General features: G+C 56.7%; 21 protein-coding genes. 15 read left to right on the top strand and 6 right to left on the bottom strand.

From position 1 onward, the window contains the following. Nucleotides 1-109 precede the first annotated feature (109 nt). From FDK21_RS00505 to FDK21_RS00495, 3 genes are all read left to right on the top strand, one after another. Complete coding sequence (locus tag FDK21_RS00505; RefSeq protein WP_138147141.1) at nt 110-631, top strand: hypothetical protein; 522 nt, start codon at nt 110-112, stop codon at nt 629-631. A 176-nt stretch (nt 632-807) separates the two neighbouring features. Further along, entirely contained in the window at nt 808-1,212 is a 405-nt protein-coding gene (locus FDK21_RS00500; RefSeq protein ID WP_198662986.1) for a response regulator, read from the top strand. Between the two features lie 76 nt (nt 1,213-1,288). Next, on the top strand, nt 1,289-3,436 hold the full coding sequence (locus FDK21_RS00495) for an exonuclease domain-containing protein (RefSeq protein ID WP_171021891.1): 2,148 nt from the start codon (nt 1,289-1,291) through the stop codon (nt 3,434-3,436). On the opposite strand, the gene FDK21_RS00490 is transcribed toward FDK21_RS00495, so the two are convergent. Further along, nucleotides 3,430-4,380, bottom strand: a complete 951-nt coding sequence (locus FDK21_RS00490; protein ID WP_246657462.1) for a DMT family transporter — start codon at nt 4,378-4,380, stop codon at nt 3,430-3,432. The genes FDK21_RS00495 and FDK21_RS00490 overlap by 7 nt on opposite strands. Before the next feature lie 136 nt (nt 4,381-4,516). Between FDK21_RS00490 and FDK21_RS00485 the strand changes: the two genes are divergently transcribed. Continuing rightward, complete coding sequence (locus FDK21_RS00485; RefSeq protein WP_114010686.1) at nt 4,517-6,001, top strand: ATP-binding protein; 1,485 nt, start codon at nt 4,517-4,519, stop codon at nt 5,999-6,001. A 26-nt stretch (nt 6,002-6,027) separates the two neighbouring features. Here the strand turns inward: FDK21_RS00485 and FDK21_RS00480 are convergent, their stop codons facing one another. Continuing rightward, the gene (locus tag FDK21_RS00480) at nt 6,028-6,450 is read right to left on the bottom strand and encodes an Lrp/AsnC family transcriptional regulator (RefSeq protein WP_138147139.1); all 423 of its coding nucleotides are present in this window, start codon (nt 6,448-6,450) and stop codon (nt 6,028-6,030) included. A gap of 112 nt (nt 6,451-6,562) precedes the next feature. Here FDK21_RS00480 and FDK21_RS00475 point away from each other — a divergent pair, with 112 nt between their 5' ends. The 9 genes from FDK21_RS00475 to FDK21_RS00435 all read left to right on the top strand — a co-directional run bounded on the left by FDK21_RS00475 (nt 6,563) and on the right by FDK21_RS00435 (nt 16,241). Next, on the top strand, nt 6,563-6,874 hold the full coding sequence (locus FDK21_RS00475; RefSeq protein WP_114010684.1) for a cupin domain-containing protein: 312 nt from the start codon (nt 6,563-6,565) through the stop codon (nt 6,872-6,874). A gap of 357 nt (nt 6,875-7,231) precedes the next feature. Further along, nucleotides 7,232-8,251, top strand: a complete 1,020-nt coding sequence (locus FDK21_RS00470; RefSeq protein WP_114010683.1) for an ABC transporter substrate-binding protein — start codon at nt 7,232-7,234, stop codon at nt 8,249-8,251. Between the two features lie 78 nt (nt 8,252-8,329). After that, nucleotides 8,330-9,841: a sugar ABC transporter ATP-binding protein gene (locus tag FDK21_RS00465; protein ID WP_138147138.1), complete on the top strand. Its 1,512-nt coding sequence runs from the start codon at nt 8,330-8,332 to the stop codon at nt 9,839-9,841. Next, complete coding sequence (locus tag FDK21_RS00460) at nt 9,841-10,815, top strand: ABC transporter permease (RefSeq protein ID WP_114010681.1); 975 nt, start codon at nt 9,841-9,843, stop codon at nt 10,813-10,815. Before FDK21_RS00465 ends, FDK21_RS00460 begins: the two co-directional genes overlap by 1 nt. Continuing rightward, nucleotides 10,812-11,801, top strand: coding sequence for an ABC transporter permease (locus FDK21_RS00455; RefSeq protein WP_114010680.1), 990 nt, complete (start codon nt 10,812-10,814; stop codon nt 11,799-11,801). Before FDK21_RS00460 ends, FDK21_RS00455 begins: the two co-directional genes overlap by 4 nt. Before the next feature lies 1 nt (nt 11,802). Next, the gene (locus FDK21_RS00450) at nt 11,803-12,834 is read left to right on the top strand and encodes a LacI family DNA-binding transcriptional regulator (protein WP_114010679.1); all 1,032 of its coding nucleotides are present in this window, start codon (nt 11,803-11,805) and stop codon (nt 12,832-12,834) included. Between the two features lie 121 nt (nt 12,835-12,955). Continuing rightward, entirely contained in the window at nt 12,956-14,200 is a 1,245-nt protein-coding gene (locus tag FDK21_RS00445; RefSeq protein ID WP_138147911.1) for a Gfo/Idh/MocA family oxidoreductase, read from the top strand. Between the two features lie 59 nt (nt 14,201-14,259). Continuing rightward, entirely contained in the window at nt 14,260-15,279 is a 1,020-nt protein-coding gene (locus FDK21_RS00440; protein ID WP_246657461.1) for an SIS domain-containing protein, read from the top strand. Continuing rightward, nucleotides 15,276-16,241: an ROK family protein gene (locus FDK21_RS00435; protein WP_138147137.1), complete on the top strand. Its 966-nt coding sequence runs from the start codon at nt 15,276-15,278 to the stop codon at nt 16,239-16,241. Before FDK21_RS00440 ends, FDK21_RS00435 begins: the two co-directional genes overlap by 4 nt. Before the next feature lie 52 nt (nt 16,242-16,293). On the opposite strand, the gene FDK21_RS00430 is transcribed toward FDK21_RS00435, so the two are convergent. The 3 genes from FDK21_RS00430 to FDK21_RS00420 are packed head-to-tail and all read right to left on the bottom strand — an operon-like array spanning nt 16,294 to nt 17,701. Continuing rightward, on the bottom strand, nt 16,294-16,800 hold the full coding sequence (locus FDK21_RS00430; RefSeq protein ID WP_245418502.1) for a helix-turn-helix transcriptional regulator: 507 nt from the start codon (nt 16,798-16,800) through the stop codon (nt 16,294-16,296). Then, nucleotides 16,797-17,441: a cytochrome b/b6 domain-containing protein gene (locus tag FDK21_RS00425; protein WP_138147136.1), complete on the bottom strand. Its 645-nt coding sequence runs from the start codon at nt 17,439-17,441 to the stop codon at nt 16,797-16,799. The genes FDK21_RS00430 and FDK21_RS00425 overlap by 4 nt, the downstream gene beginning before the upstream one ends. Further along, a complete protein-coding gene (locus tag FDK21_RS00420) occupies nt 17,441-17,701 on the bottom strand; it encodes a PepSY domain-containing protein (RefSeq protein ID WP_114010676.1) in 261 nt (86 codons plus the stop codon). The genes FDK21_RS00425 and FDK21_RS00420 overlap by 1 nt, the downstream gene beginning before the upstream one ends. A gap of 346 nt (nt 17,702-18,047) precedes the next feature. Between FDK21_RS00420 and FDK21_RS00415 the strand changes: the two genes are divergently transcribed. After that, nucleotides 18,048-19,748 (top strand): tetratricopeptide repeat-containing sulfotransferase family protein, encoded by a 1,701-nt coding sequence (locus FDK21_RS00415; RefSeq protein WP_171021890.1) that lies wholly within the window; start codon nt 18,048-18,050, stop codon nt 19,746-19,748. A 72-nt stretch (nt 19,749-19,820) separates the two neighbouring features. On the opposite strand, the gene mnmA is transcribed toward FDK21_RS00415, so the two are convergent. Then, the gene (mnmA, locus tag FDK21_RS00410; RefSeq protein ID WP_171021889.1) at nt 19,821-20,999 is read right to left on the bottom strand and encodes a tRNA 2-thiouridine(34) synthase MnmA; all 1,179 of its coding nucleotides are present in this window, start codon (nt 20,997-20,999) and stop codon (nt 19,821-19,823) included. Between the two features lie 304 nt (nt 21,000-21,303). On the opposite strand from mnmA, the gene FDK21_RS00405 reads away from it, so the two are divergent. Next, nucleotides 21,304-23,658 (top strand): flagellar hook-length control protein FliK, encoded by a 2,355-nt coding sequence (locus FDK21_RS00405; RefSeq protein WP_171021888.1) that lies wholly within the window; start codon nt 21,304-21,306, stop codon nt 23,656-23,658. The last annotated feature ends 20 nt before the right edge of the window (nt 23,659-23,678 follow it).

Raw genomic sequence — 23,678 nt, 5'->3', positions numbered from 1 at the left:
CCATTGTATCTGTCAATCAAAGTAGTTTCAGGATCTTAGCGCCTGAAAGAGCAGTCAAATTCGAGTATATCGCACCCTTGTATCGGGTTGCGCGGGAGAGAGTGAAGCCATGTTATTCATCTTGCTTGGAACCTTTGTTGCCGGGGTCGGCGCGGCGGGCTTCATCATCCTGTTCTACAAGATGATCCTCAAGCGCCCGCGCCCGAAGGCAGCCGTGCCATTGGCCGCAGGCACCGCAATGATCCTGCTGCAAATTGTCCTTGATTATGGCTGGTATGCCCGCGCAACGAGCGACTTTGACGACAATGTCGTCATCCTGCGCACCGCCGAGGGCACCAGCTTGCTCCAGCCCCTGTCCTTCATCGTGCCCCGCACCGACCGTTTCCTTGCCATCGACAAGGCAACCATCAAGAAAAATGACGACTATCCCGGCATTCGGCTTGCCACTTTGTTTCAGGCAGAGAAAGACGGCCCGACCACGACCATTCTGCAAATGATCGATTGCATTGGCGGCAAACGCGCCGACTGGTCCGCCAACAAGCCTTTGACAGAGGATGCCATTGGCACGGCCAACTGGTTCGACATCGACGGCACCGATCCGCTTTTTGACGCGGTCTGCAACCAGCCCTGACAAAGGTTCTCTCGCCCGATGGCACCACCTTGCTGAGCAGAAAGGCCAATAGCACGAAAAGGCAAAAACAGACATACTTTCAATGAAAAAGAGAAAGCGGTCAGTCGTCAGTTTTCATACACGATAGCCCCGCTCTAAACTTCATGTCATCTTCGGTCTCTGGGAGGAATACCATTTTGGCTCATTCAGTTTTGGTTGTCGATGATGAACCATCTATGTCCTTCGTGCTTGAACATTTGATGAAAGCGCAAGGCTATCATGTCATGACCGCCCCTGACGGCAGCAGCGCCCTCAGCTCCACGCAAGAACATCATCCAGATCTGGTGTTGCTCGATCTTTCTCAGGATGATCGCAGTGCCTATGAGACCTGCCAGACAATCCGGGCCACGGCTCAGACGAGCGACACCAAGATCATCATGATCAGCGCCCGCAGCCGTGAAATCGAAATCGAAAAAGGTCTCGCGCTTGGAGCCGACACCTATCTCACCAAGCCTTTCGCACTTGAGGCTGTCGTCAAGGCGGTTGATGCCTTGCTGACCGAACCCGGCTCGAAAAATACGCATGACATGGCCTTCGGCTAAGTCAACCGACCCGCAAGCCCGACCGATCAACCTGAATTCAGCTCAAAGACCATTTTGTCAGATCCATAGTGTTTCCATGCCTTTACTCCAGCGGCTCAGCCTGCGCCTACGCATCTTTCTGTTCTTTGCGCTGATCGCCCTTGGCTCCAGCGCGCTGGTCATCATCGATCTTTATCTTGCTCTCCAGCGCATTGGATTTGACGCCCTGCCACATTTGGTTCTGTTCGGCGGACTTACCTGCTTTGGCATTCTGTTCCTCACTGGTTGGGTCTGGCAGAAATTCGATGTGAATGTTGCCAACCCGATTGAGATGATTGTCAAGGATGTCCGATCCCTCGTCCATGCTGGCGCAGGCCAGGGGCTTGATCAGGAAACCGGCAAATATCTCGGCTTTCTCAATCCGGCCATCCGGGAAATATCCGAAGCGCTGGTCGAGGCGCGCAACGAGACCGACCGCCAGATTGCCGTGGCAGTCAACAATGCCAACAAACAGAAACGCCGCCTTGAAAGCGTCCTGAAGGATCTCAGTCAGGGGGTACTGATCTGCAATCTTGACCACAAGATCCTGCTCTATAACCACCGGGCGCTGGAAATTCTCCACGTATCCGGCGATCTCGGCCTTGGTCGCTCACTCTTCAGCGTGGTCTCCGCCGCCCCGTTCCATCATGCCCTCGAGCGCCTCACCCGCCGTTTTTCTGAAGGCCGTCACAAACGCCACAAGGAAGGCCTTGGACAACTGGTCATCTGCGCCACGGCTGATGGACGCCACACCTTGCAAGGGCGCATGTCGCTGCTGCTCAACGAACAGGAAACCAGCGCCACCGGCTTCATGATTACCTTCGACAATGTCACCCGTCAGTTGGCCGAAAATGTCGAGCGCGACCGCCTCTTGCACAATGCGCTGGTGAATTTGCGTGACCCGGCAGCCAATCTGCAAGCCACAGCGGAAATGCTGACTGGCGACTTTCATCTCGACAGCCAAACCCGCCAGGCGCTTGAAAAGATGATCGCCCGCGAAGCCTCAGCTTTGGCCAAACGCATCACCGCCCTTGACGACACCGCCCACGCCATGCTCGCCAATGCATGGCCGATGAGTGATGTCTATTCCTCCTCCCTTTTCAACTCGGTCCTGCGCCGCAACAGTGCCGAAAGCCTCAAGATCACCTGCGAATTCATCGGAGAGCCAATCTGGCTCCACTGCGATTCTGTGACCATTGTTGAACTGGTGGAATTTGTCCTGCGCAAGGTGGCAGAGACCACCGGGCTCAAGGCCTTCCAGCTTCAGGCCACCGAGACCGGACGCAAGGTCTATATCGATCTCCACTGGCATGGAGACGAGGTTCCAAGCGTTGCCCAGATCAATTCCTGGCTCGATGAACCACTGGATCGCGATCTGGGTGAGATAACCGGCCGTGATGTGCTCGACCGCCACAAAACCGACTTCTGGTGCACCCGCGTGCCACAAGGCACCATCCATCTGCGTCTGCCTCTGGCTCCCGCCCGCGATCACCACACCGATGAGGCACGCGAGGAAACGCAAATCCTGCCAGAGCGGCTGGAATTCTATGATTTCGATCTGATGGAGCGCACCAACCTTGGCTCACTAGAGGATACGCCCTTGCGTGAGCTGGACTTTGTCGTCTTTGACACCGAAACGACGGGCCTTGATCCATCCGGTGGCGACGAGATCATCTCGATTGCCGGGGTGCGTATCGTCAATGGTCGCATTCTTTCGGGCGAGTTTTTCGACCAGTATGTCTATCCGGGTCGGACCATTCCACCCGCCACCACCAAGATCCACCACATCACCGACGCCATGGTCGCCAACGCCCCGCGCATTGACGCGGTCTTGCCGAAATTCCAGTCTTTTGCCTCTGATGCCGTTCTGGTGGCCCACAATGCAGCCTTCGACATGAAATTCCTCAGCCTCAAGGAGGAAAGCACGGGGATCAAATTCACCAATCCGGTGCTCGATACGGTGCTGCTCGCCGCCCATCTACAGGGACAAAATGCCAGCCTGACCCTTGATGCTCTGGCAGAACAGTTCGGCATTGAAATCCTGCCCGACATGCGCCACACCGCTTTGGGCGACACCATGGCCACGGCGGAAGTCTTTCTGCGTCTCGTCGATCTGTTGGAAGCCTCCGGTATCACCACCTTGCGACAAGCGGTCGAGGCAGAAAACAAGATCGCCGCAATCCGCCGCCAGCAGGCCCGTTACTGAGCCCGCCGGACAAGGGCCAGCAACCGCCCGTCAATCGCCGCCAACCCGCAACCGATCAAACCCATCCCGACAAAATGCAGCAGCTCCAGCCGTTCACCAAGCACCACAGCGCCCAGCAGAATGGCAGAGACCGGAATGAGGAAGGTAACCAGCAACAAATTGGTTGCCCCCGCCCGTTCCAATATTCCAAAATAGAGGATATAGGCAAAGGCGGTCGACACCAGTGCCAGTGCCACCAGAGCCCCAATCACCCCCATGGAGGGCACCGACAGGCTTTGCGGTGTATCGAACAACCACACCATCGGCAGCAAGATCACACTTGAGGCACTCACCTGCCCCGCAGCGGTCATCACCGGCTCAACACCCAGTGCCTTAAAGCGCCGCCCGAAAACCCCGGCAAAAGCATAGGACAAGGCCGCCCCCAAAACGGCCAGTTGCGCCCAGACTCCTTGACCAAGGCCCCAAAGCGCATCGCCGCCAATCATGATCACCACCCCGACAAAGCCAATCACCACACCAAACCCTTTGCGCAAGGTCATCCGTTCATCGGTGAGCAACAGCCCCGCGACCAGAATGGTAAAAAGGGGTGTTGAGGCATTCAGGATCGACGCCAATCCCGACGCGATGGTCTTCTGTCCCCAGACAATCAGCGCGAAGGGGATGACATTGTTGAGCAGGCCCATCATCAAAAATGCGCGCCAGACGGCAAAGCTGCGCGGCACCGCTCGCCCGGTCAGCAGGATCACACCCCACAGGGCGATTGCGGCCAAGAGAACCCTTGTGAAAACGATGGTCAGTGTCGGCAACTGGGTGACCGCAACCTCGACAAAAAAGAAAGATCCACCCCAGACCAGAGACAACATCAGCAACATGGCCCATTCCCTCGGCCCCATCGACTGTTGAATGTCGCTCGAAGCGCGCATTGTTTGCTTTTTGATGGCCATTATCTATCCCCGTTCCTCACAAGAGACCTCTGAATATCAACCAGATCCTCTTTGCAGCCACCCATTTCTTGCGCAAGACACACGAATCGGCGACGTTCCCCGCCCGACCCCTCCTTATCATCAGAGCAGAAACCGTATGACCGTCAGCATTGATCTCGGAACCATGAAACTGGGCCAGCCTGCCCTTATGGATCTGGAAGAGTTGCTGGCAACCCGTCTGCTGGTTCAGGGCAATTCCGGCTCGGGCAAATCCCACTTGTTGCGCCGCATTCTCGAGCAGAGCGCCCCGTGGGTTCAGCAGGTCGTCATCGATCCGGAAGGGGACTTTGTCACCCTGGCCGAAAAATATGGCCATGCGGTTGTCGATGCCATCGGCACCGAGGATGACTTGTCAATGATCGCCGCCCGCGTGCGCCAGCACCGGATATCGGCGGTTTTGAACCTTGAGGGACTGGATGCCGACCGCCAGATGCGGGCCGCAGCCGCGTTCCTGAATGGCCTGTTCGATATCGAACGGGACTTCTGGTATCCGGTCGTCGTGGTGGTCGATGAGGCCCAGCTCTTTGCTCCCGCCGCTGGTGGTGAGGTGAGCGAAGAGGCCCGCCGCACCTCGCTTTCCGCCATGACCAACCTGATGTGCCGCGGCCGAAAACGCGGTCTTGCGGGGATCATCGCCACCCAGCGTCTGGCCAAGCTGGCCAAAAACGTTGCCGCCGAAGCCTCGAACTTCCTGATGGGCCGCACCTTTCTCGATATCGACATGGCACGCGCTGCCGACCTACTCGGCCTTGAGCGCCGTCAGGCCGAAACCTTCCGCAACCTTGATCGCGGCCAGTTTGTCGCCCTCGGCCCGGCCCTCTATCGCCGCTCGGAAACGGTCAAGATCGGCGCGGTCGAAACCTCGGCCCGTTCCACCAGCCCCAAATTGATGCCGTTGCCTGAAGTGAATCGGGAGGCCATGGACGACCTATTGTTCAAGCCAAGCGGCGAGGATGAGCCGCGCCGCGCGATCGCCCCTCCAACCCAAACCACCGCGCAAGTGCTCCAGCAGTTGGCCCATATGCGCCTTGATCAGCAATTTGAAGGGGAAACCGAACCGCAGCTCGACCTCGACCCCGGCCTCAGCGCCGAGGAGCGCGAGGAGATCCTACACCAGATCCTGACCGATCTGCTGGAAGATCCGGACGCCGCCTATCAGCCGGTCTCGGTGCTTTATCAGGATTTTCAGGTCCGCTGTCGTATCGAAAAGCGTCTCAAGCGTACCCCTGAATTGCAGGAATTCCGACAGCTTCTGGCCGTTGCTCGGGCAGGCGTCGATGACAAGGAAGACACTCTGGATGAGGACCAGTGGAAACAGGCGAGCCTGATCGCAGACCAATTGCCCGAAGACATGCGCGGCGTCTATCTGTTGCTTGCCAAGGCGGCTTTGGGCAAGAAGCCCTGCCCGACCAATCTGGAACTTGCCACCGCCTACGGCACCCGGTCGCCGTCCCGTGCCCGCTTCCTGCTCACCTACATGGAAGAACGCGACTATCTGGTCTGCGCCAACGACCTGCGCGGCAACCGCATTGTCACCCTCAAGGATCTGGGCGTACAGACCGAACCGGGCAATCCGGACTAAAGGGCGCGACCTGTGCGACAGCTTTGTTATGGGATGACGCGCAGGATAACACTCGAGTTTGCACTGGTGATCAGCTCACTTTGACCGATCTTGTCATTGAGTGCCGTCAAGGCTGCCACGTCAGGAACCGCGCATCTGACCAGAGCGTCGATGTCACCTGACAAGGACACCACCTCCTGCACCCCATTCAGAGACGCAATCCAGTTCAGAGCCGGCTCACATGGGCGAACCGCAATTTTGACAAACAAGGCGGCACGGATCAGATCCCCTTCAGCATCGGAAATCACAACGCGGTAGCCACCGATGATACCGGAGGTTTCGAGCTTTGACAGGCGATCCTGCACCGCTGTTCGGGACAACCCGATCCGACGTCCGATTTCAGCGGCACTTGTCCGTGCGTTGCCTTCCAGAACCGCCAGTATCCGTTTATCCGTTTGATCCAACGTCATTTCCCTCCAATAGCAGGCCAATTACGTCGCAACGCAAGTGTTCGTTCGCCCATGTCGGCGGTAATATCCCACCAGTCACGACTTAGATCAACGGCCAGAGCGAGGAGAACCTATGCAGAAAATCACGGCGAATGAATTCACCGGTCAGAAGGCTTGGGAGGCGCTGGATATCGAGCGCATTGAAGACGCCACAATACGGCTTCATTGGACCGACTCCCCCTACAAATGGCACGTGAATGACGGCCCTGAAGTGTTTGTTGTTCTGGATGGAGAGGTCGACATGCATGTACGCGAGAAAGGGATGGAATCCGTTTTGCGCTTGAAGCCCGGAGATATCTTTCATGCCCAGGATGGCGATGAACATGTGGCGCACCCGGACGGGCCTGTTCGGGTGCTGGTGATTGAAAAAGCTGGCAGTGTCTGAAAATCTCCACCGTCAGGGAAGGTACAAAGGGATCCCAGATAAGGATTATCCTGCCATCTCGTCAGCCCTGAAATTGACCTGCCTGTGACAGAGAGAGCTTCCATTTTGGGCAATGTCATCTCGCAGATTTGTACCTATCCATGAACAAAGTTATCCAGATGCACAATGTGCGCATTGTCAATCATGAAGCTTAGAAAGAAAACAGTAATTTCAGGGATTTAATCACCAAAACTTAACTCCGCTTCATCTTGTAAAAATCGGCTGAAAACGGCCAATGAAATCGAATTCATTATTCTATTGAAATCGATTTCATCTGTGTCATTCTAATAACAGCAAAGATGCATAGGGAGAAAGCTGATGAAGTTGAAAAATGCACTTTTGGCCGTTGCTGCGATGGTCGTGACCATTCCGGCGGCCAGCGCGGAGGAATTTGTGATTGGCCTGTCCAATGGATGGGTAGGGTCTGAATGGCGCACTCAAATGATTGAGGAAGCTCAGGCCGCAGCAGAAAAATGGAAAGAGCGTGGCGTTGACGTCAAGGTTGTCGTCCAGAGCGCCAATGTGGATGTGCCTGGTCAGATTGCCCATGTGCGCAATTTCATCAATCAGGGCGTCGATGCCATCATCATCAACCCCAACAGCCCAACAGCCTTTGATCCGGTATTCAGCCAGGCCAAGGAAGAAGGCATTTTGGTGATCTCGACAGACGCCGAAGTCTCCTCTCAGGATGCGATCTATGTGGGGATCGACCAGACCAACTGGGCAGCAATCAGCGCCAAATGGCTGGCTGAAAGCCTCGGTGGCAAAGGTCAGGTTGTGGCCATTAATGGCTTTGCGGGCCATCCGGCCAATGAAATGCGGATTGCTGGCTATCGCAGCGTGTTCGAACAATATCCGGACATCAAGATCGTCAACGAGGTCAATGCCAACTGGGATCAGGCGCAAGGCCAACAGGCCATGCAGAACCTTCTGGCAACCTATCCCGACATTGACGGCGTATGGGTACAGGACGGCATGGCGGCTGGTGCCTGGCGGTCACTGATGGATGCCAAGAAAGCTGGCGAAATCTCGGCAACCGGCGAAATCCGCAAGGACTTCATCGACTTGTGGGTTGGCAACAACTTCAAGTCTGGCGCCTCTGTGAACCCTCCAGGCGTGATGGCCAGTGCGTTGAACGTGTCCGTCTTCATGTTGCAGGGACGTGAACTCAAAGAGCCAGCCACCGCTGGCCAGTATAAGAATGCAATGTATCTGCCTATCCCGTTCATTGGCAGCGACAATGTCGGCGAGATCGCCAAGGAACTGGCTGACAAGCCGGGCTTCTATTCCTATACCAGCTCCCTCACGATCGAGGAAGCAGAGGCTTACTTCAAGTAAAAAGTGAGCCGTTGGCGCCGCAGGTCAGGGGACGGCTTGCGGCGCCGATCTTAGGTATGGAAAGAGGGACACCAAAGCATGTGTCGATTGAAACTCCAGCAGATCGTCAAGCGATATGGAGCCACGACAGCGTTGGCCTGCGGCGATCTTTTGCTGGAACGCGGTGAAATTCACGTCTTGATCGGAGCCAATGGCTCGGGCAAATCCACGCTCTGCAAGGTGATTGCAGGCAGTGTCAAGCCGGACGGCGGCCTGTTCGAGTTGGATGGTCATCCCGTTTCGCTGAACAGCCCACAGGATGCGCGCGCTGCAGGTGTCTGCCTGTTCTATCAGGAGCTGAGCCTGTCCGGCCATCTCTCGGTGGCCGAGAATATTTGCCTTTATGCCCTGCCCAGCAAAGCCGGCATTTTGGTCGATAGCGCCCAGCTGACGCAGAAAGCCTCGCGTTATGTCGAGAAGTTTGCAGCGGTTGCAGGGGACGATTTCTCTGTAGATGTTCCGCTTGCCAAGCTGCGCCCGGATCAGAAGCAGCTGGTCGAGATCATGAAAACGCTGGCGAGTGAAGCCGAGATTCTGATTTTCGATGAGCCGACCTCAGCCTTGGACAGAGCACAGGTCGAGTGCTTCTTCTCCATATTGAGGGATTTGCGTGCTGAAGGACGCTCGATCATTTTCATTTCCCACCGCATGGATGAGATTTTCGAGATTGGCGACCGCATCTCCGTCATCCGGGATGGGACAACGATCTCGTCCCACAAGGTCGATGAGACCGATCAGGCTGCGGTTATCAGGGACATGATCGGTGAGCAGGCGACCCAACCCGCCTCGATGTCAAAGCCCGCAGCAGTAGTAAAAAACAAGGACAAACACGTTCGTCTTTCCGCCAGCGATGTGACGGGCGGCCGTCTCAAGGGCATTTCCTTTGATCTGGCCGAAGGGGAAATTCTCGGCCTTGGGGGATTGCATGGCCAAGGGCAATCACAATTGCTGCGCACGATATTCGGCGCTGAAAAAATGATGTCCGGTCAATTAATATCTGGAGATACAATCTACAAAAACACCACCCCCCGATCTGCCATTCGCAATGGCTTTGCTTATGTGTCAGGCGACAGGGTGCGCGATGGTGTGATCACCGGGCGTTCGATCCGGGAAAATGTCGCGCCGATCCATTTCCTCAAAAGCCGCAAACTGCTGGCCATGCCCTCCTCGCTTGGAGAGGTGGTCGAACCGGCCTTGGCTGCACTGAGCACCAAATATGCCAGCTTGTCCCATTCCATCGGGTCCTTGTCGGGCGGCAATCAGCAAAAGGCAGTGATTGCGCGCTGGCTAACCAATCCCCCGGACATCCTGTTGCTCGATGATCCAACCAAAGGCATCGACCTTGGAGCCAAGAACGAGCTTTTCGCTCTTGTGCGCAGGTTGGCGGATGAGGGTATGGCGATCATTCTCTATTCATCTGAAGATGCAGAGCTCCTCACCCACTCAGACCGCATTCTGGTCTTTAACAATGGTTCTGTGACAAGAGAATTGACCGGGGAAGACCGAACCCGCTTCAATCTCTATCAGGCAGCCTATGCAGGAGCGGAGTGATGCAGACCCAATCCAGTAAGTTTGATGCAGCAGCCATGCTGCGCCGTTTCCCTTTTCTGCCCGCACTGGGCATCCTGCTGCTGTTGATCGTGCTCAATGGCATCGCCGAGCCGAACAGCCTGACAATCCGCGCCATGAAAGGGGTGGTCAGCACCTATCTGGCTCTGGTTTTCCTCTCAGTTGCCCAGACATTCGTGGTCTATGGCTCCGATATCGATCTCTCGGTCGGAGCAATCCTGTCGCTGGTCAATGTCAGCATGATTGTCATCATGAACCAGCTAGGCGGCGGGCCTTTCGCTGTGCTGCTTGCCTGCTTCCTCGGTATCTTCATCGGAGCCCTGTGCGGCCTGTTCAACGGCCTGATGGTGGCCGGGCTACGCCTTCAGCCCATCGTGGCGACCTTTGCGACATCGATTCTGATTTCCGGCATCGCCCTTTGGGTCTTGCCAGTGGCCGGACTGCCCGCACCATCTGCCTTTTGGAAAATCTATGGCGGCCGCAGCTTTGGTATTCCAAATGTCTTTTTCTTTCTGACACTGCTTGTTGGTCTGCTGGTGGTGATTGCCAAAACAAAGCTTGTCACCAAGCTGCTGGCCGTTGGCAATGGTCAATTGTCGGCCTATCAGTCCGGTCTGCCAGTTACCAGAATCCGCATCTCCGGCTATGTGATCTGCGGAATTTTCTCCGCCTTCGCCGCAATGTGCATCACGGGCGATACTGCGAGCGGGGATCCATTGGTCGGCGGCGCCATGACCCTTTCAAGTGTGGCTGCCGTTGTTCTTGGTGGCACAGCCCTGTCCGGCGGGGCAGGCTCGGCGTTCGGCTCGGCCATCGGTGCCCTGATCATTGGCCTGATCAGTTCTCTGGTCTTTTATGCAGGCACCCCGTCCGAATGGCAAAATCTGGTACAAGGGGCCACCATTCTGGCCGTTCTCATGCTGGGTGTTCTGGCCTCAAGGAGGATAAACAAATGAGCATCCTTCAAACCAGCACCTCAAATACGAGCAACAGCATGATCACATTCGTCAAAAACCCGCTGATCGTCGCTTTGATCCTGATCGGCCTATTGCTTGCCATCGGTGAAACCCTGTCGCCCGGATTTGCCTCACCGGAGCAGATCCTGCGCCTGTCCATTGTTGCAGCCCTTCTGGGCATCGTTGCAGCAGGCCAGAATCTGGTTATTCTGGGAGGCCGCGAAGGCATCGATCTGTCGGTCGGCGGCGTTGTGTCTCTGGCTGCAGTTCTGGCCGGCAATGTGATGGATGGCAGCAATGCCAACATTGTGGCCTCGATTCTGGTCTGTCTTGCCGCCGGCGGCTTCATCGGATTGCTCAACGGTGTCGGCGTCACCATTTTCGGCATTCCACCGCTGGTCATGACCCTTGGCATGCTTGGCGTCTTGCAGGGACTGTTGGTCGTGATCCGCAATGGCATCCCCTCCGGCCTTGCCGCTCCTGCTTTGGCCAATTTTGTCTCGCAGCCCTTCCTTCTTGGCTTGCCGGGACTGATCTGGCTTTGGATTGCGGTCGGGATCCTGATGGCCTTCATGCTGATGCGCACAGCCTTTGGCTATCGCATCTATGCCATTGGCTCCAATGAGAATGCGGCCTTTATGGCGGGTGTTCCAGTCAAGGCGATCCGCATCACACTGTTTGTCCTGTCTGGCATGTTCGCAGCCGTGGCCGGGATTTGCATTCTGGGCTATTCGGGTTCTTCCTTTGCCAATGTCGGGGATCGTTATATGCTCTCTTCCATCATTGCTGTCGTGTTGGGCGGCACGGCCCTTGCCGGGGGGACGGGTGCCTATACAGGGACCATGGCCGGGGCGTTTCTTCTGGTCTTGATGCAGTCCATTCTCACCACATTGAATATGGGAGAAGCGGGGCGTCAGATCATCTTCGGTGCAACCTTGCTGATCCTGCTTCTATTCTATGGCCGCAGCAAAGCATTGAGAGGGTGACGTGAGTTCGAAAACAAGGATCAAGGATATCGCGACCGAGGCTGGTGTGTCTCCTGCAACGGTATCCCGCGCCCTCACCGGCTCGGGACTGGTGGCAGAGCCAACCCTGTCTCACATCAAGGCCGTCGCGAATGCCTTGGGATATCGCCCCAATATCAGTGCGCGCAATCTGCGCACACAAAAGACCATGTCGATCCTTGTGGTGGTTCGTGATATCGGCAATCCTTTCTATCTGAATGTTTTCAAGGGTGCAGAGAGCGTTGCCCGTGCAGCCGGTTACTCGTTGCTGATGGGCAATACCGAGAATGATCTCAAGCGGGAGGAAGACTATTTCCAGATGCTGGCAGATGGCCATGCCGATGGCATGATCCTGATGACCGGCAAAATGCCGCAAAATGGCGATCTCTCCGAGGACATCTCGCAAAAAGTCGTGATTGCGTTGGAAATGATCGATGATACCAACCTGTCCCATGTGGTCATCGACAATGAAAAGGCCTCAATGGACGCGGTTGATCATCTCGTCGCACTTGGACATCGGAGAATTGCCCATATCACCGGGCCGATCCCCGCCGAAGGCATGAGCGTGCGCCGCTTGTCTGGCTTCAAGAAGGCCGTGGCGCATCATCAACTGCCCGTCCCCGATGACTATATTCAACGTGGCACCTTCTCCTATCTGAGTGGAGAAGAAGCTGCATACCGATTGCTGGACCTGCCGGTCCCTCCCACAGCGATCTATGCCGCCAACGACGAGATGGCTTTCGGGGTGATCCGCGCGGCAAACAGCCGTGGCCTGACGGTTCCTCAGGACCTGTCCGTCTTTGGCTTTGACGACATTTATTTGGCTGAAGCTTTCGTCCCGGCCCTCACCACCATCAACCAGCCCTGCCTGGAGGTCGGGCGTGCTGCAATGACCCGGCTTCTTGATCATTTGTCCGGGCAATGCAAGGCAATCGATCCGATTGTCGTGCCGACCAGATTGGTCGTGCGGGAATCCACAGCGCCGCCAAAGGACAGCGCCATGACGGCCAGCTAGATCAACCCACCCGTTGCGCAGCTTCGGGTGGGGAAACACCAATCCAAGACTGATCCAACGACGCGCATTCGGCAGTGATTTTCGAGTGACGGCCAAGTGCGTCCAAATTCAAGGGAGAACCATCATGGCAACACCAAAAGAGACCCTCAATATCGGGATTGTCGGCACCGGCTTTATCGCGGAATTTCACCTCAAATCCATGATCGGCGTGCGCAATGTCAAGGTCGCAGGCGTCTATAGCCGCAACGGGGAAAACCGGCAACGCATAGCCGATCTTGCGCAAGAGCTGGCCTTGGGACCTTGCACACCGTTCGAAACGTTGGATGCCATGCTGGAATGCGACAAGATTGATGCCATCTGGATCCTGTCACCCAACCACACCCGCCTCGACATTATGCGTCAAATCCATCTTGCAGTGACCGAAAAACGCAGCAAGGTCTTCGCGGTCGCTTGCGAGAAGCCGCTGGCCCGGACCATTGCCGAGGCGCGCGAAATGCTGCGTCTGGTTGAAGATGCCGGACTGAACCACGGCTATCTGGAAAATCAGGTCTTCTGTACACCTGTCCTGCGCGGCAAGGAAATCATCTGGCGGCGGGCGGCCTCCACCACAGGACGGCCCTATCTGGCGCGCGCCGCAGAGGAGCATTCCGGCCCGCACAATGCCTGGTTCTGGCAGGGCGACAAACAAGGCGGCGGCGTCTTGTCGGACATGATGTGTCACTCTGTCGAAGTGGCCCGCCATCTTCTCACCGACCCGAGCAAACCACGCAGCTCCCTCAAGGTGAAGTCTGTCAACGGCACCGTGGCCAACCTCAAATGGACGCGCCCCAACTATGCCAAGCAGCTTTCGGATCGCTATGCAGGCAAAGTCGATTACATCAATCGTCCTTCGGAAGATTTTGCCCGCGGCACGATCACGCTGGAAGACGAGGATGGCAACGAGTTGATGATCGAGGCGACCACGTCTTGGGCATATGTCGGTGCGGGCTTGCGCATCCAGCTCGAGCTGCTGGGGCCGGAATATTCCATGGAGTTCAACTCCCTCGCAACCGGTCTGAAAATCTTCATGTCGCGGGAAGTCTCCGGTGAAGAAGGGGAGGATCTGGTCGAGAAACAAATGGCAGAGCAGGGTCTGATGCCGGTGCTTGAAGATGAGGCGGGTGTCTATGGATATACCGATGAAAACCGGCACATGGTCGAAGCGTTCCGCAAGGGCGAGCGTCCGTCTGAGACATTCGAAGATGGGCTGGCTGTTGTCCAGATGCTGATCGGTCTTTATCGCTCGGCAGAAATCGGTCAAACCGTTTCCTTCCCTGCCGATGATCTGGAGACCTATGTGCCTATCGTGGCGCGCATTCCATCCTGACCTGTTGCAAAGGAACGTGGCGCCATCTGGCACCGCGTTCCATCAAGGAGAACGCACCCATGACCATCATGGCCCAGGAAATCGCATCCATCCCGGACGTCGTGGCAGAACAAATCAGGCAGACCCTTCCGCTCTATCTTGAACAAGGGGAACAGTTGGCCAGACTGGATCCCCCCTGCTTGATCACATGCGCGCGGGGAAGCTCTGACCATGCCACGCTTTACTTCAAATATCTGGTTGAAAGCCAGTTGGGCGTGCCAGTCTGCTCCATGGGGCCCTCGATCGCCTCAATCTATGATCAGGGTCTTGCCACAAAAAAGGCAGTCTTTCTGGCTGTCTCCCAGTCCGGGGGCAGCAAGGATATTGCTGCGCTTTGCAACAAAGCCACCGAATCCGGTCTGACAACCATCGCGCTGGTCAATGAGAAGCAGTCATTGCTGGGCAGCACTGCAAAGCGCGTTCTGCCCTTGCAGGCAGGCAAGGAACAGGCAGTTGCAGCCACAAAAAGCTTTGTTTGTTCGCTCGTGGCACTGGCGTCAATCTATGCGGGCTGGCGCAAAGACAAGGCATTCATCGATGCGTTGACGGCACTGCCTGACGCGCTCGAACGATCCCTCGCATGTGACTGGCAATCGGGGCTGGAGGCGCTGACCGCCGTGAAGGGCCTATTCGTGATTTCCCGTGGGCCGGGTTACGCCATTGCACAGGAAGCAGCACTCAAATTCAAGGAAACCTGCGGATTGCACGCCGAAGCCTTCAGCGCGGCGGAAGTGCGCCATGGCCCCATTGCACTGGCACAAAGCAACTTTGCGGCCCTTTGTTTCGCCAGTCGGGACAAGGCTGGCCCCGGCATTGAGGAGACGGTCGGACATTTGCGAGATGCAGGCATTCAGACCTTGCAGACCGGTTTTGATCAGGTCGACAATGCCACCTTGCCGGTCGCCTCGGCATCCCATATCCTGCTGGATCCGATCTGCCATATCACCAGCTTCTACAAGGCAGTTGAACAACTGACCGTGCGCCTTGGCACCAACCCCGATGCGCCCGCCCATCTTTCGAAAGTCACGGTGACTCTATGACCAGCCTTCTATGTGATCTGGGTGGCACCAATTGCCGCCTTGCCCTTGTTTCTGCCAATGGCAAGGAACTGGAGAGAATTGACAGCGTCCCCAATGACCGATTTGCCTCTTTTGTGGATCTGGTATCGGCCTATCTGGCCCAGTGGAAGTTGTCCAGCCTAGACACAATGGTGATTGCTCTGGCAGCCCCCATTGAAGGAGACTGCATCTGGCTGACCAATCGGGACTGGAAACTGGACAAGACCGAGCTTGCAGAATGTTTCGATGCCCCTCATATCCATTTCATCAATGATTTTGAAGCATTGGGATATGCCTTGCGTCTCTCTGACCGGCTTCAGTCAAGCCCCATCGTTGTGCCAACAGAACAACGCCATCATGGCCCGAAGCTGGTTCTGGGAGCGGGAACCGGCTTTAATTGTGCGCTTCTGACTGGTGGGGAAGAGGTCGTTTGTTGTGAAGCAGGTCACAGCTCACTGGTCACTGAGACCCCCTTTGACCGGCGCCTTCAGGACACATTCATCTCGCGCTATGGGCGTTGTTCCACCGAGCGTGTTTTATCGGGCAAGGGCATGTTCGAACTCTACACAGCCGTGTGTGAAGACATGGGCTCTCCTGCGCTCTTGACAAATAGTCATGACATCGTCGACGTCGGACTGGCTGGCACCAATTCTGCGGCGACCCGGGCTTGCGAAGAATTTGCCCGTATTCTGGGACGATTGACCGGTGACCTCTCCCTTTTGATGCTTCCCTATTCTGGGGTTTTCCTGACCGGGGGCATCACGCGCGCCTTGGCGCCAATCCTGATGCAGCCGGAGGGGCCGTTTCTTCGGGCCTTCAAAAACAAGGGGCGCATGGCAGAGCATATGGAGAATTTTCCGATTCACCTGCTGCAGGACGACCATGTGGCGCTCTTTGGCTGCCTTTCCTTCCTTCAGTCTGCCACTTTGGGTGTTCGAGCGTGACCGCCATCACTGCCCGCCACACCCGTTCAAGCGCCGAAAATGGCGCTTGACCTTATTCCTGCAACGTCTCGACTGGCCCTGAGAGCAAATCTTCGACGAAGAAGGCCGCCAGCTGCGCCCGATTGGAAACCCCGGCCTTGGCATAGATCCGGGTCAATTGTGCGCGAACGGTGCCTTTGGCAGCACTGCGAAGAGTAGCGATTTCCGCAGCATCCAGCCCCTTGAGGGCAAACAAAGCCACTTCCCGCTCCGCAGGCGTCAAGGCCCAAAGCTCGAATTGCCGAGTGACCACGCTGGACAGATGCCCTCGGGCAACGTCGAGGGCACGGTTTGTGTCCGCAAGCTGCGCCATCAGATTGCGCAACAGAAGAATGCCGGAGACAAGCCCAGCAAGCAGCATCAGGGACGCAAAGAACTCCATCGCAGTCTCGACGGTCTCGGCACCTCGAAAGGTATCGCCGATCGCATCGGCCAGATAGAAAATGGCCGCAATCCCCTGCAGAATGATCAACAGGGTCAACGCGGCCGTTTTGCCTTTCGAGGAAATCGTCACAGTCACTTTCTGTCTCCAAGAAGCATGGGTTTGACAAGGTTGCGTCGCATCACGCGCCCTTCCACAAACACCCCTACCACATGCAGAGCAGCAAGGAACATAAGCAGATTGGCGGTCACCTCATGCACAAAGCCTGCAGCATGCTTGATCGCCATGTAGATTTCGCTGTCAACATCCAGAGCATTCTGCGCAAGCAGCGACCAGTCTCCGGCCTCAACAGCCGCCTGCTCCGCCGCAACCTGCATGGGAGAACCGGCATCGGTCATGATCAACCCGGTCGCAATCACGATACCCAATGAGGCCCACAGAGCATAGACCATCAACGCCCCTGCGGGATTATGCGAGGGATAGTCACGCGGCCTAGAACCCTGAACCAAATCAATGACATGCAGAACGGCAGCCCGCGGATCAGGCAGGAACGAGACAAAGCGAGCCTCGGAAGGTCCGATCAGGCCCCACACCAATCGCACGGCAAGGATTCCAAGCACTGCCCAACCAATCCAGACATGGAGCGCCTTGCCGGGATCGCTGATCAGGCCATTGACAATGACACAGGCCGCTATGGCCCAATGGGTCAACCGCACCAGCGGATCCCAAAGAGAGGGCGACACGACGTCGCCCTCATTCTTTTCACGACACGATGACATCAGTCGTCTGCCTTGATTTTGGTGACATTGCCGGATTTTGGATCAATATAGATTTCCCAACGTTTGTTGGAAGCATCATGGCATTTGGCTTCGATCTTGCCCCCTTCTGCTTCGAACTTGCTGACTGTGCAGCCAGCGGAGGCAAGGGCGGTGCGCGCCGCATCAGGGGAGGTGCCGACATGATCACCAACGACAGGCATGGCATGAGCAGCAAATGGAAGAGCGATAGCGGCGGCAGCAAACAGAATGGTTTTCTTCATCAAGGAATGTCCTTCTAAACAGAGTGAGGTTGCCCGGTCCAAACCGGATGACCCCAAAATGAAGCGTCCCCTCCCTCTGGTCGATTGCACAAAAGCTGCTTTGCCGCTCCGTAAGCACCTGCTTATGCCTTTATGAGACATGCGTATGGGCTTTTTAGATGCGTGTCGACCGCTTGCGCGCCGGTCGCATGCGCCCTCACGGCCGGGCCTTCCACATACGGACACGCCGCCCTCTTGCCATCTGTGCTGACCTCCCTCACCGTGCCCTCAGGAGCCGCCTGTCGTTGATTCGGTTGTTTCGCGGCAGGGACCCAGAAGCGAGTGAGGCTCGAAGATGACACAAAGCATGGATGATCTGCTTACCAAAGGCGCGAAAGCGCAGGCCAACGGGCAGTGGCAGGCAGCTGAACAGGCCTTCGCTGAAGTGCTGAACAGCGAGCCGGATCACCCCATCGCCAATCATCATATGGGTAGCCTCGCGGTCGCGGTCGGCAAACCCGCCGAAGCGATCCAGTTTTTTGGCGCTGCGCTCAAACAGCGCCCCGACCTGCCCCAATATTGGATCAGCTATATCGACACGCTGATTGCACTGAGCATGTTCCCCGAGGCAACTGCGGTGCTTGAACAAGCCAAACTGCACGGAGTGATGAACAAGGATCTCGCCAAACTGGAAGCCCTGATCACCAGCGACACAGATCAGTCAGCCACAGCAGACCTGCCACATGCCGCCGCTGTCCAACTGGGCCAATTGCTGGAGCGAAAACAGTTTGCCGAAGCTCTTGAGGCCACTGAAAAACTGTTACCCCATTTTCCCAGCTCGATTTTGTTGCACAATGTGCGCGGCAGCGCCCTTGCCCGCCTAGATCAGCATCAAGCGGCCATTGCAAGCTTTCAGCAATCACTGGCTCTCAATCCTGATGAGGCCTCGACCCATTATAATCGCGCGCTCGCCTTGCTCGAGATGGGTGATCTCGACGCCGCCCGCAGCGGTTTCCATGATACGCTGCAGCACAATCCGCGCCATATCGGCGCCCATCACAAGCTGACCCCGATCAAGACATTCACCGAAGAGGATTGGCAAGTCCAAGCCATGCGCGCCTTGCTTGAGGAAGGCGACCTGTCCGACGAAGGCCGCTTTTGCCTGTCCTTCGCCCTGTCCAAGGCCTATGAAGATCTCGGCCAGCTGGACGTCGCCGTCAGCTATCTGCATCAGGGCAACGACATCCGAAGCCGGATGCTGGACTATTCAATAGAAACGGACCGGGCACTGTTTGCCAATATCAAGCAATACCATACCGATGTCATCAAACAACTGGATCTGCCGACACCTGCGCCCACAAAAACGGTGCCAATCTTCATTGTCGGCATGCCGCGCTCTGGCACCTCTCTGGTTGAGCAGATTGTCTCGTCCCACTCTACGGTCGGTGCGGCAGGCGAGCTCGATCAATTCGGCACGTTGGGCAATGCATTGGTCAGCGAGCGAAGCCTTCTGACATCTGAAACCATCGATGGTTTCCGGAGTATTTTCGATCAAGTTTTGCAGGAACTCACAAAGGGTGAGGCCTTTGTAACCGACAAGATGCCGCAGAATTTCCGCTTTCTCAATCTGATCCGGATCTTCTATCCCGAAGCCAAAATCGTCCATGTCGAGCGCGACCCGATCGCCACCTGCTGGTCGAACTACAAGCACACATTCGGCAATCAAGGCCTTGGCTATTGTTACAACATCAAGGACCTGATCGCCTATTACGGTCTTTATCGCGACCTGATGGAGGTCTGGCACGCGGAATATCCCGGCCAGATTTACCGCCTCAATTATGACCAGCTGGTCGCCGATCAGGAAGCAGAAACCCGCCGGTTGGCGGACTATCTGAACCTCAGCTGGGAAGATGGCCTTTTGTCGCCAGAGGAGAACCAACGTGTCGTACGAACGGCCTCGCAACAACAGGTCCGTCAAAGCGTCTATCAGGACAGCTCACAACAATGGCGCAAGTTCGAACCCTACCTTGAAGGGGCCTTTGACCCCTTGCTGAGCGACAGCCCCTGATCATCACAAGCTCCAAACGAAAAAAGCCGGCTAGTTTGAGCCGGCTTTTCTACACCATCGTAACGTTCTCGATCACTCAGCAGCGCTGATGCCGATCGAAGCAGGAATGGCCACTTCGGTGGTCGTGCTGGCAATCCAGCCGCCGCCCCAAAGCTGGGCTTCCTTCTCAACGCCATTATAGAAGACGCAAGCCTGACCGGGCGCCACCCCTTGCTCACCATCGAGCAATTCGACCTCGAACGAGCCGTCAGCCATTGCAAACAGCAAAGCTTCTTTCGGCGGCCGTGTCGAACGGACCTTGGCAAAGATTTCAAGCCCGGTATCAGGGATTTCGGCAATCGATTGCGGCCCAAGCCAATTGACTTCACGCAACTTCAGGCGACGGGTCACCAGCGCCTCGCGCGGGCCAACAATCACCTGTTTGCGCTCGGCATCAAGCTTGACAACATACAGCGGATCGCTGGACGAAATACCAAGCCCCCGACGCTGACCGACTGTGAAGCGGATGATGCCCTGATGCTCGCCCAGCACGCGGCCATCGATATGCACGATCTGCCCCGGCTCGGCAGCACCGGGATGCAGGCGCTCGATCACATCGGTATATTTGCCCGTCGGCACAAAACAGATATCCTGACTGTCCTGCTTGTCCGCAACCGCCAAACCAAGCTCACGGGCCAGTTCACGGGCCTCCGGCTTTGGCATGCCACCCAGTGGGAAGCGCAAAAAGTCGATCTGGTCCTGTGTTGTAGCAAACAGGAAATAGGTCTGATCCCTGTCTTCATCGGACGGGCGGAACAAGACCCGACGATTGCCCACAATCTTGGAAGAAATATAGTGCCCGGTCGCCATACAATCGGCGCCGAACTCCTTGGCAGTGGCCAACAGATCCTCGAACTTGACCGTCTGGTTGCAGGTCACACAGGGCACGGGTGTCTCCCCTGCCAGATAGCTTTCGGCAAAACGGTCGATCACCGCTTCTTTGAAGCGGCTTTCATAATCCAGCACATAATGCGGAATGCCCAGATGCTCTGCCACCCGGCGCGCATCCTGAATATCCTGCCCGGCACAACAGGCACCGGCCCGGTGCATGGCCTTGCCATGATCATAGAGCTGCAGGGTCACGCCGATGACATCATACCCCTGATGCTTCAACAAAGCTGCGGTAACCGAGGAATCTACTCCGCCGGACATGGCAACGACAACACGGGTGTCTTCTGGGCGACCAGGCAAATCGAGACTGTTTAACATCAATCGATTCCATTCTTTCTTGTCTCCGGCAAACAGCTCTGGTCCTGCATGCATAACTGCCGGTATGTGTTTTGGCTCATATATAGCGTCTTTGGCTGATTTTGGAAGGGAAAAGGAGAAATTTCGTTGTCCATGCCCCCTGCATGACCCGGCAGTTTTTGCCAAGCCCCGGCAGTTTTTGACCTGTCAAGCGCGGAACTCTCACTAAGTAGAAACACAAGCCTTTGAATTAATAGACTAATTTTTCTGAAAATTTCTGGCACAATTCTTGAATACTTAGATCAGACACTGCGCAATGAGGACAGGTATGGTATCTCAGTATTCCGTCATTTCAGACCCGTTCACAGCTCCGACCAATCCGGCTGCGAACAAACAGTCTTCCCCAAAACAGGATGCATCCGCGTCCAGTTTCGAGAGCCATTTGCGCAATCAGGACCGGCGCGAGGCCTCCCGGCAACGCGAAGACCGGCAAGCAATTGAGCGCAATGAACGTGCTCAGGATGCGCGCGCGCAGGATATCCGTGCACAGAATGATCGCGCCCACAATGAGCGGGCCGAGGCACGGCGTGCACGTGCGGATGAAGGGGTCCGGACTGCCGCGCAGGACACACGGCCAGATACCCGTCCAGACACGCGACCAAATAAACAGACCAGCACGGAAGCGCCAGCGCAAGACACCAGAACCGCCAACACGCGTCCAGACGCTTCGGATCAGCCACGGCCAGAGGCCAATGAGGCACGCAAAACGGATGCGGCCCCATCAGGCACGGATCAATCACAGCCGCGCCCGACAGCGCAGTCCGACGAGACGCCCACATCGAATGACAAGCCTGACACTGATGCAGTGGTCAAAGAGCAGGCCGAAGGCTCACAGCCGGACCTCACATTGGCGGCCCAACCGGCAGTTGCTCAGACACCCAATGCTCCCGATGCAGGCCAATCTGCCGATGCACTGGCACAGGCACTGAATGATGCAGCCAACGCCAACATTGCTGCTTCGGAGCAGACAGGGACAGGCGCAACAGGCCAGCAGACCACTGTGGCAAATGCGGCCCAGCCCGCAAGTCAGGATGCGGATCAGGCTTCTACCCAGACGGTGACCCAGAATGCGGCCCTCAACGCGCCCCTGAGTACATCTCAGAATGCGGCCCAAACCCCGACCATCGACCCGGGAACAACGCCGCAGGTCGCCTCTTCGCAGGCCTCCGAAGGGCAAGCACCGTCTGGCCTTGCCGATGGATTGACTGGTAAGAGCACGCCACAGCAACCGGCAAACGAAGAATCTGCAGCGAAAGCCGCCGAACTGGTTGCCACGACTAAAGCCGGTGCCTCTCCGACCACGCAAGAAGCCAGCGCCCAGACAACAGGACAACAACCAGCGACCGAACAGGCTGACACCGAGGGAAAGGCAAATATCCAAGCCCAACCCGTGCTGGACGCAGATGGACAGCAGGTTACCCCAGCGCCAATCGATCCCGTACAGACCGAACTGGCACAGGCCCCTCTATCTGACGCCATCGCAGAACCGGTGAGCCAATCGGTCAGCAGCCATCAGGTCCAGACCGTCACGGGTGAACCCGTTTCGATCGACACTGCCCAGTCTCAACCACAGACGGAGACTGGCGAGGCATCGTCTGATCAATCAGCAGATGCTCTGGCCAAGATGGTGACCACACAGCAGCAAGAAGACAGCCAACAGGTCACCCAGCAACAGACACCATCGTCAACTCAGCCTCAGTCTGCACAGCAGGACGCTCCTGTCTCTGAGCGCACTGATCAGGCTGCCAGCACGACGAAGCAGTCAGCCACGCCGGAGGCTCAGCAAAGCCAGACTCAGGCTGCTCTCAACGCCATGACCCAAGGCCGCAAGGGCGCAGAACAGGTCACCAACGACCCACAGCAAACGACGGCGTCCGATGACACGGCCAACGCCGATGCGGATGCCGGTGACGAACCCGCACGCCCGAAAACGGTCAATCCTCTGACCGTGGCATCGGTGGAAAGCGGCACACTGCGTCAGGCCCCGAAAGCCGATGCCTTCACCAAAATGATGGCAGGAATCGACAATCAGGCAGGTCTCAAGGATATGGCGATGCAGTCTGACCCGACATTGAAGGTCGACGGCATGACCCCGATGCAGGGTGACGGCTCCACCGTGCGCCTGACCGGCATGGAAAGCTTTGCCCGGACCGGTCATGTGCCGCAACAGGCGGCAGCTGCCAACGCACAGGCCATGGCCGCCCAGATTTCCAAATTCGCGCAGCGTGGCGAAACCCGCTTCGAAATCCGCCTTGACCCGGCGGATCTGGGCAAGGTCGATGTCCGCCTGACCATTGGCTCGGATGGTCAGACCCGGGCGCATCTGTTTGTCGAACGGCCCGAGACCCTCGACATGTTCATGCGCGACCAGCGGATGATGGAACGCAGCCTGCTGCAAAGCGGCCTTAATCTCGACAAACAAGGCCTCGAATTTTCGCTAATGGATCAGCAGGATAGTGGCCAGCAGATGGCTCAAGACCAGCAACAAGCCATGGAGCAGGAAAATTTCGGCTCAAGCACCAAGTCAGATGGGTTCGCCGAGGAACAGGCTACACCATCCCTCACCCACCCCACCCATTCAGGCAGCTATGTCGCGTCGACTGGCGTCAATCTGGTAATCTGACCGCGTCTCTGGAGTAACGA

It is taken from the genome of Cohaesibacter sp. CAU 1516, from assembly GCF_005771485.1.
Classification (GTDB): Bacteria; Pseudomonadota; Alphaproteobacteria; order Rhizobiales; family Cohaesibacteraceae; genus Cohaesibacter; species Cohaesibacter intestini.
This window is presented reverse-complemented; position numbering and strand designations above follow the sequence as displayed.

Bases quoted from the DNA above. Each gene is read 5' to 3' on its own strand.
- FDK21_RS00505 (WP_138147141.1), top strand. From the start codon at position 110: ATGTTATTCATCTTGCTTGGAACCTTTGTTGCCGGGGTCGGCGCGGCG.
- FDK21_RS00495 (WP_171021891.1), top strand. From the start codon at position 1,289: ATGCCTTTACTCCAGCGGCTCAGCCTGCGCCTACGCATCTTTCTGTTC.
- FDK21_RS00490 (WP_246657462.1), bottom strand. From the start codon at position 4,380: ATGGCCATCAAAAAGCAAACAATGCGCGCTTCGAGCGACATTCAACAG.
- FDK21_RS00485 (WP_114010686.1), top strand. From the start codon at position 4,517: ATGACCGTCAGCATTGATCTCGGAACCATGAAACTGGGCCAGCCTGCC.
- FDK21_RS00480 (WP_138147139.1), bottom strand. From the start codon at position 6,450: ATGACGTTGGATCAAACGGATAAACGGATACTGGCGGTTCTGGAAGGC.
- FDK21_RS00475 (WP_114010684.1), top strand. From the start codon at position 6,563: ATGCAGAAAATCACGGCGAATGAATTCACCGGTCAGAAGGCTTGGGAG.
- FDK21_RS00470 (WP_114010683.1), top strand. From the start codon at position 7,232: ATGAAGTTGAAAAATGCACTTTTGGCCGTTGCTGCGATGGTCGTGACC.
- FDK21_RS00465 (WP_138147138.1), top strand. From the start codon at position 8,330: ATGTGTCGATTGAAACTCCAGCAGATCGTCAAGCGATATGGAGCCACG.
- FDK21_RS00460 (WP_114010681.1), top strand. From the start codon at position 9,841: ATGCAGACCCAATCCAGTAAGTTTGATGCAGCAGCCATGCTGCGCCGT.
- FDK21_RS00455 (WP_114010680.1), top strand. From the start codon at position 10,812: ATGAGCATCCTTCAAACCAGCACCTCAAATACGAGCAACAGCATGATC.
- FDK21_RS00440 (WP_246657461.1), top strand. From the start codon at position 14,260: ATGACCATCATGGCCCAGGAAATCGCATCCATCCCGGACGTCGTGGCA.
- FDK21_RS00435 (WP_138147137.1), top strand. From the start codon at position 15,276: ATGACCAGCCTTCTATGTGATCTGGGTGGCACCAATTGCCGCCTTGCC.
- FDK21_RS00425 (WP_138147136.1), bottom strand. From the start codon at position 17,441: ATGTCATCGTGTCGTGAAAAGAATGAGGGCGACGTCGTGTCGCCCTCT.
- FDK21_RS00420 (WP_114010676.1), bottom strand. From the start codon at position 17,701: ATGAAGAAAACCATTCTGTTTGCTGCCGCCGCTATCGCTCTTCCATTT.
- FDK21_RS00415 (WP_171021890.1), top strand. From the start codon at position 18,048: ATGGATGATCTGCTTACCAAAGGCGCGAAAGCGCAGGCCAACGGGCAG.
- FDK21_RS00405 (WP_171021888.1), top strand. From the start codon at position 21,304: ATGGTATCTCAGTATTCCGTCATTTCAGACCCGTTCACAGCTCCGACC.